The sequence below is a fragment of the Oscillochloris sp. ZM17-4 genome (assembly GCF_019599295.1).
Taxonomy (GTDB): domain Bacteria; phylum Chloroflexota; class Chloroflexia; order Chloroflexales; family Chloroflexaceae; genus Oscillochloris.
In genome coordinates this window covers 1-10539 of the sequence record NZ_JAIEWN010000032.1, presented here as the reverse complement: position 1 = coordinate 10539, position 10539 = coordinate 1, and the positions used below count along the sequence as shown (strand labels likewise).

Below are 10539 nucleotides of genomic sequence, written 5' to 3'. Positions count from 1 at the left end.
TTGCACCAAGGGAGATCATAATCATGGCCATCACCATCCGCGAGCGCCACGCAGCGCCCGCCCCGCTCGCGACAATGCTCAGCATCGACCCGGCCCTGCTGGAGCGCCCCGAGGCCCAGTCCGCCCGCCAGCGCGGGCTGTTACGCGCCAAGGCCGAGGCGCTAAAATCCGCCGAAGGGCTCGTCGGCTGGGCCAGGCCCCTGCTGATCGGCGTCCTCATCGTATCGTTTCTGCATCTTTGGCACCAGATCGCCCGCATCGCGCCCGAGGGCGTGCCCGCGCTGCCACTGCCCGCCTGGACGCATTGGCTGAGCGCGGCATTATTGACCATCAGTGTGGACGCGACAGCCCTCTACCTCGTCGCCACCCGCTCGGCGGCACAGTACGCCAAGCTGGGGAGCCAGGGCCGCGAGGCGGTCTGGTTCTTCTATCTGCTCACGGCGGCGCTCAACAGCCTGTTCGTGCTGAGCTACACGCCGGGGCTGCCCACCCAGGTACAGGTGATCACCCCGACGCTCTCGCTGCTGGGAGCCATCCTGCTGGGCCTGCTGGTGCCGGTGAGCATCGCGGCCCTAGAGCGGGCCAGGCAGGTCGCCGACGTGGCGAGGCTGAGCTTGCTGGTCGAGGTCGAGACCCTAAGGGGGATCGTCGTGGGAGTAGGCGATGACGCGCCTGCGGCCCGCCCAGCGGTATCTCCATCAACACCTGCGGATGCCCCATCCCTAGCGACATCAGGCGAGGCGCTTTCGGGCAGCAGCATAGGCATCGCAGGCATCTCGGCAGCCGTGATCGACCGCGCCTGCCCGCAGTGCGGGGCCGCGCTCAACGCTGCGCAGTACGGCGCGGCACGGCGATGGGGAGGCTGCCCGAGCTGTAGGGGCAGCGAGCGCACAAACAACATATAGTATCATCCAGAGAGCAATCGATGCTATCAGCCTTTGCAGCGAGACACACTATGTCGGACATCGCACGTTATACCGAGCGCCAGGCAGTCCCCCGTGCACAGCTCAGCGACCTGAATATAAACGCGGTGCGCGATCATATCGAGATTGCTGTCCGGCGTCGCGGATACAGCGGGCCGATTGATCCGGTGGCATACCTCATTGAGCACGGCTGCCTGGTTCCAGACGAAGCCGGCGAGCTGGTGCCCTCGCTCGCCGGGGTTGTCACCTTCGCACGCGAGCCGCACCACTGGGTGAGCGTCTGCGGCATTGACCTGGCCGAATTCAGCGGCACGCGCACGAGCACGGCCGATCTGATCCTCTCACGCCAGATTCGCGGCAATCTGTTCACGATCATCGACCGCACCATCGATCTGCTCTGGGCACGTACGCAGCACAGCGCCCGCATCGAGGGCACCGAGAGAGTCGAGGAACACGCCTACCCGATGGCGGTGCTGCGCGAAGTTACGGTAAACGCCGTCGTCCACCGCGACTGGAGCTATAGCGGCAGCTACATCCGCATCCAGATCTTCCCGGACAGGATCGAGTGGATCAGCCCAGGGGGTTTTGCAGGGCGCATCCCGCCTAACGGGCTCACGCTGGAGACCCTGCTGAACGCCCAGGTGTCGCGCAACCCGAGCATTGCCCAGATTCTCCACCACGCCGGGCGCGTTGAGAGCTTTGGCATGGGGATAGACACCGTCATCCACGCGCTCCAGGAGCTTGGGGCGCGCGAGCCAGAGGTCTACGACAATGGAGATATCTTTCGCTTTCGCGTCTGGGGGCGACAGCTAAGCGAGGAATCACCACGTCCGCTCGTGCTCACGCCACGACAGCGGCGCATCGTGGCCGAGATCAGCGCGCGGGTCACGGCGACCACTGCCGAGATTCAGATCGTTGTCAATGAGAATGCCCGCACCATCCAGCGTGAGCTTCGGGAGCTGACAGCGGCCGGGGTGATTGTCGCGGAAGGGGCGACGAGCAATCGACGCTATCGTATCCCGACCAGCTAAGCGCCTGATCGTCGGCGCATCTTCTGACACACTCTGCATGAAGATTGTCGGAAGATTGTCGCAAGTGTCGGAAGATGTCGCAAGTGTCGGAAGATGTCGCAAGCTTGTGGATAACCTGGCGGAAGAATATCTTGAAGATGTCGCAAGATTTTGCTAATATCGATCGTATCGGTAGCATATAGACAATGAAAAAGAGCCTCCCACCGCGCGCTTGGCCAGCCTCGGATGCGGGAAGCTCTTATTCACCAACCCACACCATAGAGCATACGGCGTAGGGTTGAACACCTTAGCGTTCCTATCTTAGCAACCGCCTCAGGCTCTGTCAAGAGCGCCGTGATACTACGTCCTGCGTGCCTACAGCGGTTGATGGAGTATGCCTGTGTCTACACAAGGCCCCCCCCCCACATATCTGGCGCGCGACCAGATCCGCGCCCCCAAGCAGCCTACCTCGCCACCAGATCGGCAGCCAGGCTCAGACAGAGAATGCATTGCCTTCCACCCCCGCGCCAGCAACCCGGAGCTGTGGCGCACAACTATCCCGCTGGTCGTCCGGGTGCGCTGCGGGCGGCACAAGGGCCTGATCGCCACCTGGACCGCCATCCACTGGCTGATCGTGCTCTATGCTGCAAGCGGGCGCTGCGCCTTCGGCATGCGCGAGATCGCCCTAGAGGCCGGCGTCGGCCGCAACGAGCTGGCCGGCCCGCGCGGCTACATCCAGCGCCTCGTCGCCCTCGGCCTGCTCATCATCGTCGGCTACGAGCCAGTGCCCGGCGCCAAGGAGCCCCGTCCGATCTACCACATCGATCTAACTGAGCTAGAGCGCCAGAGCCTCGACCTCGTCCCCACCGTGCTGCGTGAGCGGCAGCTGCCCCCGCCGCCGCGACCCGCGCCCGACCCCCGTCAGCTCGCACTCTTTGCGCCAGACGAGCCAACACCCGCCCGCATCCCGATCCGCATGCCCGAAATCGGGCATGCCCCCGCGACCGCCCCAGAATCAGGACAGCCGAAAGGGGCCACACCCGAAATCGGGCGGGTCTGTCCTGAAATCGGGACAGGGGCTGTGATACTTGTCCCGGAATCGGGACAGCCGCAGCGGAGGGCGCCCGATTCCGGGACAGGATCGCCAGGAAACGGGACAGGCATGTCCGATTCCGGGACAGACCTGGCACGGAATCGGGACGGTGAGGGAATGAGTGAGAGAAAGGATCGAGTGAGTGAGTCTGCGCACACACACGCCGATATGCATCAGATCGCCGCGCAAGCTGCCCAGACCGTGATCCAGCTGCTTCGCCAGCAGGGCGCTATCCCGATCCAAGCATCGCCCAATGCGCCAGCCAGCCAGCTGCCCACGCCCGCCGATCAGCCCACACTTCCCGCTGACCCACTCACGATGTGGCACGGCGACCGCGAGACCATACCGGCACGCGAGCGCTACCAGCTGGCCATGCTGATCAGTGAGATGGATCGTCCGACCAATGGCCACGGTGCCTACTGGGTCGGGCGGGCCATCCTGATCGCCGACCGCTGCGTGAGTGAGCGCACGCAGCCGCTGAGCCTGAACTACCTGCGCGGCATGCTGCGGCGCTGGCAGCGTGAGGACAGCTGGGGCAGCGATCTGGAGCTCATCAGTGCAATGACGGACGCGCCCGCCGCGCCGCGCCCGCTCGCCCCTGCGCCGCCGCTGATCCAGGCATTGCCCACGGACACGCCCGCCGCCTCAGAGCTGACCCACCCGGCCATCGACACCTACCGCGTCGCCACGGGTCGCACGCCCAACCCGGTGCAGGCCCAACAGATTGCCGCGACGGTGACGGATCTGGTGATCTGGCAGCGCGTGCTCACCGATTGGCAGGCCAATGGCTGGCAGGTCGGCGCGGTGGCCAAGATGCTCGACCGCTATGCCAAGGACGCGGGGGTGGCTGCCCCCGCGCCGAGCGAGCCACCGCCAAGTGTGTTTACCATCCACACCTATCCAGGGTTGGAGCCCGAGCAGCGCGATATCTGGATCCGACGCTTTCACGCGGCCACCACCCCGAACGAGAAGCGCGGTGTCTTGAGGCGGCTGGAGCAGGAACACCCGCAATGAGCGAGCGCCACGTGCCCTATGACCTCGCCGCCGAGCGCGCTGTATTGGGGGCCATTCTGCTGGAGCGTGACGCCATCCTGGCCGTGAGCGACACGCTCCAGCCCGCGGACATGTACCTGGAGCGGCACGCCCATATCTACGAGGCAATGCTGGCCTGCCTGGCGCTCCGCGTCCCGCCGGACCTCACCACGGTAGCCAGCGAGCTGCGCCGGCGGGAGCTGCTAGAGATCATTGGCGGACTCTCCTTCCTTGGGGAGCTAGTCGTTGAAGTGCCCACTGCGGTGCATGTGGGCTACTACGCCGAGAGCGTGGTGCGCGCGTCGACGCTCCGTCGGCTGATCGAGGCCGGCGGGCGGATCAGCGCTCTGGGCTACGCTGAGCGGGCAGAGCTCGATGTCAGCCTTGATCAGGCCGAGCAAGTCCTGTTCGCGGTGAGCCAGCGCCAGCGCGGTGCCGACTTTGTGCCGCTCAGCGCTGTGGTGCAGCAGTACTTTGACCGGGCGCAGGCCGATGTGGATGATCGCGTTGCCCCAACCGGGATCGCTGACCTAGACTGGCGCCTCAACGGCGGCCTGCGCCCTGGACAGCTGGCCCTACTGGCGGCACGGCCGGGCGTGGGCAAGTCGGGGCTAGCCATGAGCATCGCCTACGATCTGGGCGTGCGCCAGAGGCGCGGGGTGGGCGTGGTAAGCCTGGAGATGAGTCGGGATGAGCTGCTCCAGCGCCTGGTGGCGATGCACACCGGGGTGGACACACGGCAAGTCGAGGGTCTGGTGAAGCGGGGCAACCCGGCGATGGTGGATGCACTGGCGGCGCTGGCGGATGCGCCGATTGCGATCGAGGACAGCGCAATGCTGAGCGTGATGGATGTGCGCTCGAAGGCGCGGCGGCTGGCGGCCCTGCGCCCGCTGGATCTGCTGATCGTGGACTACCTCCAGTTGCTGATCGGCGACAGCAGTGCGCAGAACCGGGTGGACGAGGTTTCGCGGATCTCGCGGCAGCTCAAGCTGCTTGCCCGCGAGCTGGGCTGTCCGGTGCTGGCGCTGTCGCAGCTCTCGCGGGCGGTGGAGCAGCGCCAGAGCAAGGTGCCGCAGCTGAGCGACCTGCGCGACAGCGGGAGCCTGGAGCAGGATGCGGACATTGTGGTGTTCATCTACCGCGAGGAGGGCGGGGATGGGGCTGACGGCGTAGGGGGGACGGAGCTGCACCTGGCCAAGCAGCGCAACGGGCCGCTGGGGGTCATCCCGGTGCGCTTCGACGCGCGGACCACGCGCTTTGTGAACCTGGAGACGCGGCGCGGGTAAGGGCATCGCACCCAGCGCTTTATTTGCCGCTCTCAAGTTACCGATATGGTAAGTTAGGCCAGGCACCTGGCCCGATGAAGTTACCGAAATGGTAAGTTCACATCGTCGCGTACCAGGGCGAACCTACCATATTGGTAATATGTATTCTTGACGGTCGCGAACACGTATGCTACTGTATGCCTAATTACCAATTTGGTAATGCGACGGAATCCGCGTTACCACGCCGTGAACGGCGTGATAGAGGAGCTACACTTTTTCATGGATGACGACACACTCCATCTTCCTACCTCACTCACCCGGGTGCAGACGGTCGAGTTTGAGGGCGACCGGCTGACGGCGGTGATCCTGGAGGGCGAAGGGGTCGCCGTTCCGGTGCGTGAATATTGCATCGCCTTGGGGTTAGATGTAGACGCCCAGAGCGCACGCTTGCGCGAGCACGAGGTGCTTTCGCGCGGACTGCGTGTGGTTCGTGTCCGGGTAGGTGACCGCATGCGCTCAGTCGTTGCCATCCTGCATAAATATGTCCCCTTCTGGCTTGCGACGATCACCCCCGGCCTTGTGAAGGAGGGGGTTCGCGAGAAGCTTGTGCGCTACCAGATCGAGGTGGCCGAGATCCTCGCCGGCATTTACGGCGGGACCGCAGAGGCGGATCGCCGCCCTGTAGGCGAGGAGGGCCTGGATCCCCTGCGCCTGCGGCTGTCCGAGGCCATCCGTGAGGTGCGGCTCGCCCGCGACGCACTGATCGAGTCGGGCCAGCAGACCCTGGCAGAGCAACACCAACTGGCGCAGCGTGTAGATGAGCGGCTGGAGGGCCAGGCGCTGCGCTTCGATGCCATGGAGGGGGTCATTGATGCGCTACGTGAGCAGATCGCCACACACACCACGATCACTGGCCCGCAGCAGGAGCACCTAAGCCGATCTATCCGTCACCTAGCCCAGCGATACCAGCGCAAGACGGGGCAGGCGATCTATGACCGTCTCTTCTCCCAGTTTCGGATCGACCTAGCGACCCCACGCTACGATGCGCTGCCCGCTGGGCGCTACAACGATGCCCTTTCCTGGCTGCGGCAGCGCGCCGCGGATCTGCTGCCGGATGACCCTGAAGCGCTGCCTCCCCAGCAAGAGGCACTGTTATGAACAGTGATCGGCGGTCGTTCGATCGGGAGCTGGGGACACGGCTCCGTGAGGCGCGCTTGACCCTCGGTGCCACCCAGGGAGAGCTGGCACAGGCGCTGGGGGTAAGTTCTGTCACTGTCGCCCGCTATGAGCTCGGTGAGCGGAGCCTGCCTATCGCCCAACTCCCCCGGATCTCCCGGCTGCTTCGCTGCCCCATCACCAGCTTGCTGCCGGGGGGTGGGGACGTGCCTGTTGCGCTCCCCTCGGCACCTACGACCGAGCCGATGCCGGCTCCGGTGACGACCATCGCGCGCCTGCTCGTGGAGCACCCAGAGATTGTGCCGCAGCTGCTCGATATGCTTGAGCAGCTGCTGGAACGCCAGAGCACAGACAACCCACGGCTCGCATCATAGCGCGGCACCGGCGTAAGCTGCTGCACAGCGAAGGAGGACACGATGCCTATTCTTGCCATGGCGATGCAGAAGGGCGGGGTGGGAAAGACCACCACCACACTGGCGGTGGGGGTTGAGCTCGCCCGCATGGGCCGGCGCGTCCTGCTCGTTGATGCCGATCCGCAAAGTAACCTGACGATGATCGCCGGCTACGATCCTGCGACGATCTCCCTATCGATTGCCGATGTTCTGGCTGAGGGGCCAGCGCATATCCACCAGGCGATTATCCAGACAACCTATGGTGTCCACCTGCTCCCGGCGACGTTGTCTCTGGCTGGCGCTGAGCCTATCCTCTCGGGCCGGATCGGGCGTGAGCTTCTACTACGTGCCGCTCTGCGCGAGGTGCGTGAGCAGTATGACTACATCCTGATCGACTCACCCCCCAATCTAGGGCTGTTCACGCTCAATGTCCTAGCCGCAGCGGATGCGGTGATCGTCCCATTGCAGGCCCACGTGCTCGCCTTTAAGGCCCTCCCACAGCTTGAGCAGACCATTCAACTCGTTCGACAGCTCAATCCTGTCATCCAGATCGGGGGCATCATCGTGACCATGGTTGATAAGCGCACGATGGTGAACCAGGAGGTTGAGGATGCAGCTCGCCAGCAGTACGGATCGCTGGTGTTCGAGACGGTAGTTCCTTTCACGGTGCGCCTCGTCGAAGCCCCAGCCGCAGCGCAACCGATTAGCGTGTACGCGCCGGACAGCACTGGCGCGAAGGCGTATCTCGCGATCGCCCAGGAGGTTGCACGTCGCTATGGCTAAGCAGAAGCGAGAGAGCCTTCGGTCGCTCATTACCCCAGCGGCGGCCGAGACTCAGGCTCCGGCTGAATCGGCTCCGGTTCAGACCCCGATATATCAGCTCTCCACATCGACGCCGCCTGATGAGTTGCCTGCGGAAGCTCAGGATCTCGGTGCGCAGCTCTATGAACTTGCGCGCCGCTATGTGGGTGCGCGACGTCGTAGTGGTGAGGCGCTGATTGAGGCCGGCCGGTGGCTGAGCGAGGCGCGGCAGATCGCGGAGGAGGGCACATGGTATCTCTTCCTGCGCATCACCGAGACGAGCGAGGACGTAGCCGAGCGGCTGCTGAATATCCACCTCCTGGCCTCGCGACACCCGAGCTTTGAGGCCGCGATCATCCAAGGACGGATCAATCAGTCGGTCGCAGCACTGCTCGCACGTCCGTCTACGCCATCTGATGTGCTCGATGTGGTTTTGGCCGACTCAGCGCCGCTAAGTGTCGCTGCCGTCCAGCGCAGCATCAAGGCAGCTCGCCATGGGCAGCAGCAGAATCACCACCCTGTGGAAAATGTGGATAACCCGCTAATAGCGGGGGCGCCTGCGAACCAGCTGAATCCGACTGCCACAGGAGCGCAGATCAGCCCTGATGAGCAGGCGACAATCGCACAGGCCATGCGTATTGTGCTGCGGCTGACAGAGATGCGACATCCTATCAGCAACACTGATCGCAATGCGCTTCTCTCTCTCTCCGACGCGCTTACACGGCTGCTCTATGAGTCCGTGGAGAAGAAAACGCAATAAGAGCGGAATCTTCAGGCTTAAGCATGCGGAGCATAGGCATGTCGTATGTGGAACATATGGCCCGATAGGTTGCACATAGCAGTAGATCGACATAATCAATCGTGCTGGCGTGATGTGGCTCCATGTCTGATCTGGTGCATCGCTTGGTGGGGAGCTCTAAAACTCCCCCACCCTGGGGGAGTTCGACCCTGGTCAGGTGGCCAGGTTATTCGTTCACGTTACGCAGCAGGATAATCGTCATCACCAGGTTGGCGGCGGTGATCAGTAGGAAGGGGATGAGAATCCCCAGGCTGTCAGGGACGCCGCGGAACGCCATGTTGATGCCCATGGCACTGACGCCCAGCCCCATCGTCACACCTTTGGTAAGCATGACCGAGGCCAGCAGGTAGCCCCAGGCGCTCTTGCGCAGGAGCAGGATGCCGCCCAGAAGCGCTGCGGGGGCGATCAGCGCCAGATCCATGAATTGGATGACCAGGGTGGTGGTGTTTTCGAGCGCCGGAGTCTGGTTTTGGAAAAGGGGTATCAGGATGCGTCCCAGCCAGGCCAATCCCAGGAAGGCGGCCACGATGAACATCAGCCCGGCAATCCAGCCGCGCGGGAGTTTTTCAGAGAAATGCCCCGGCAGGGTTGCCAGATCGAAGGACATCATCGATAGGATGAACGTGTACAGACTGAGGGTAAAGAGCGCCACGTAAACCAGGAACACGTCGTTGTACGAGGCCAGCGTGGACATGGACATATAGGTGTACAGGAAAAAGCCGAGCGTGCCGGTCAGGAGCAGGCGCCCGCGCAGAGAGCCGCGAAAGGCCCAAAGGGTGGAAATCACCAGCAGGGGCAGGCCGACGACGAGCGTAATCAGGTCGTTGCCCTGCATTTGCGCGGCAGAACTGCGTGTGTCGTAGACATACAAGCCCTGGCCGTTAATCATCACGTTTTCGCCGCGATGGTTGGTATGGGCGAAGGGCACGCCAGGGTTCGGGTCGAACAGTCCCAGTCCGGCGGCGACTAGGGCGAGAACGAATATGGGCGGGATGAGCCAGCACAGGGTGGTTTGGTGTTTCATAACCTATCTCCAAAGGATGTGAGCGTGCCGAAGGCCACTGGAAAGCAGCGAAATGTCCCTCATCGTGATTCTCATCCGCCCGGCGCGACAGCGCCTAAGGCGATAAAGGAAAAGACCACCACATCCATCCACACGTGGATGAACCAGGGCCAAAAGAAGCCGCGCGTTTCGAGCATCGCTTTGCCCATGAACCAGCCGGGGATGCAGGCCATCACCACACCGAGCACGCCATACGGCACCCCGTAGAAGTGGCCGATGCCGAAGGAGACGGCGGTTATCAGTATGGCGTGGGCTGGACCAAGCGGACCTTCCAGCGCCCCCAGCCAGGGAGCGCGGTAGATCATCTCCTCGCCAAAGGCGTTGCTGGCGGCAAAGATCAGCACGAACGGCAGCAGCGGCAGCACGTTTTGGATGGATTGCAGCGCGGGCGGCCTGCCAAACGCAAAGACAAAGACCACCAGCCCCAGACACATGGCCCCCGTAATGGCCGGGCCTAAGATGTGCCATGCGGGCGGGCGGGTCAAAACCAGGGGGATGGGCTGGGCCGGGGCATCCAGCGTGCCTCTGACAAAGAAGAAGCGCCTAAAACTACCCATCAACACCAGCGCGATCAGCGCGATAGCGATGCCCATCGTGGCCCGCGGGATCTGCACCGCGAGCATCTCTTGGAGAAACGGGCTGGCCTTCGCAAACCAGGCGGTGTAGTGCAGCGCGCGGTACGCCCGGTCTACGCCCCATTCAACCAGGCACACACTGAGCAGGACGGCAAAGTACAGCCATAAGGCCCGCAGCGGTCTCCAGAGCAGGCTGATCAGCAGCGACCCGCCAATCAGGCCAACTTTGGACCAGAACAACCAGATGGGCGTGCCGCCGGTCAGCTCTCTGAAGAGAATATCTGGCAGTTGAGAGATCAGGAGGATTACGACCCAGGCTATCACGATGAGCGTGTTCGTTGACGTTTTAGGGTTCATGTTGTATGACATGGTTTCAGAAGCACTTGACAGTTTGGCGTCACGCGGCGTGC

At 63.4% G+C, this 10539-nt stretch carries 10 protein-coding genes and 1 pseudogene; 9 read left to right on the top strand and 2 right to left on the bottom strand.

Annotated features, from left to right (window positions below; genetic code table 11):
* Positions 1-23 precede the first annotated feature (23 nt).
* The 9 genes and pseudogenes from K2Z83_RS19680 (at position 24) to K2Z83_RS19645 (ending at position 8452) form a co-directional block, all read left to right on the top strand.
* Positions 24-905: a hypothetical protein gene (locus K2Z83_RS19680; RefSeq protein ID WP_220596895.1), complete on the top strand. Its 882-nt coding sequence runs from the start codon at positions 24-26 to the stop codon at positions 903-905.
* Positions 906-1090: 185 nt separating this feature from the next.
* A complete protein-coding gene (locus K2Z83_RS19675; RefSeq protein ID WP_220596894.1) occupies positions 1091-1954 on the top strand; it encodes an ATP-binding protein in 864 nt (287 codons plus the stop codon).
* A gap of 649 nt (positions 1955-2603) precedes the next feature.
* Positions 2604-4040 (top strand): hypothetical protein, encoded by a 1437-nt coding sequence (locus K2Z83_RS19670; protein WP_220596893.1) that lies wholly within the window; start codon positions 2604-2606, stop codon positions 4038-4040.
* A complete protein-coding gene (gene dnaB / locus K2Z83_RS19665; RefSeq protein ID WP_220596892.1) occupies positions 4037-5344 on the top strand; it encodes a replicative DNA helicase in 1308 nt (435 codons plus the stop codon). Before K2Z83_RS19670 ends, dnaB begins: the two co-directional genes overlap by 4 nt.
* A gap of 258 nt (positions 5345-5602) precedes the next feature.
* Positions 5603-6481 carry a phage antirepressor N-terminal domain-containing protein gene (locus K2Z83_RS19660; RefSeq protein ID WP_220596891.1) on the top strand — a complete coding sequence of 293 codons (879 nt, stop codon included), beginning with the start codon at positions 5603-5605 and terminating at the stop codon, positions 6479-6481.
* A pseudogene (locus tag K2Z83_RS30055) lies at positions 6478-6669 on the top strand (helix-turn-helix transcriptional regulator); the annotation flags it as partial. The gene K2Z83_RS19660 and the pseudogene K2Z83_RS30055, both read left to right, overlap by 4 nt.
* A 36-nt stretch (positions 6670-6705) precedes the next feature.
* Entirely contained in the window at positions 6706-6873 is a 168-nt protein-coding gene (locus K2Z83_RS29230; protein ID WP_255604290.1) for a hypothetical protein, read from the top strand.
* Between the two features lie 42 nt (positions 6874-6915).
* Positions 6916-7674 (top strand): ParA family protein, encoded by a 759-nt coding sequence (locus K2Z83_RS19650; protein ID WP_220596889.1) that lies wholly within the window; start codon positions 6916-6918, stop codon positions 7672-7674.
* The gene (locus K2Z83_RS19645; RefSeq protein ID WP_220596888.1) at positions 7667-8452 is read left to right on the top strand and encodes a hypothetical protein; all 786 of its coding nucleotides are present in this window, start codon (positions 7667-7669) and stop codon (positions 8450-8452) included. Before K2Z83_RS19650 ends, K2Z83_RS19645 begins: the two co-directional genes overlap by 8 nt.
* Before the next feature lie 205 nt (positions 8453-8657).
* On the opposite strand, the gene K2Z83_RS19640 is transcribed toward K2Z83_RS19645, so the two are convergent.
* Together K2Z83_RS19640 and K2Z83_RS19635 are read right to left on the bottom strand one after the other, a co-directional pair.
* Positions 8658-9515 (bottom strand): hypothetical protein, encoded by an 858-nt coding sequence (locus K2Z83_RS19640; RefSeq protein ID WP_220596887.1) that lies wholly within the window; start codon positions 9513-9515, stop codon positions 8658-8660.
* Between the two features lie 71 nt (positions 9516-9586).
* On the bottom strand, positions 9587-10539 hold a 953-nt coding region (locus K2Z83_RS19635; RefSeq protein ID WP_220596886.1), incomplete at its 5' end, for a CPBP family intramembrane glutamic endopeptidase.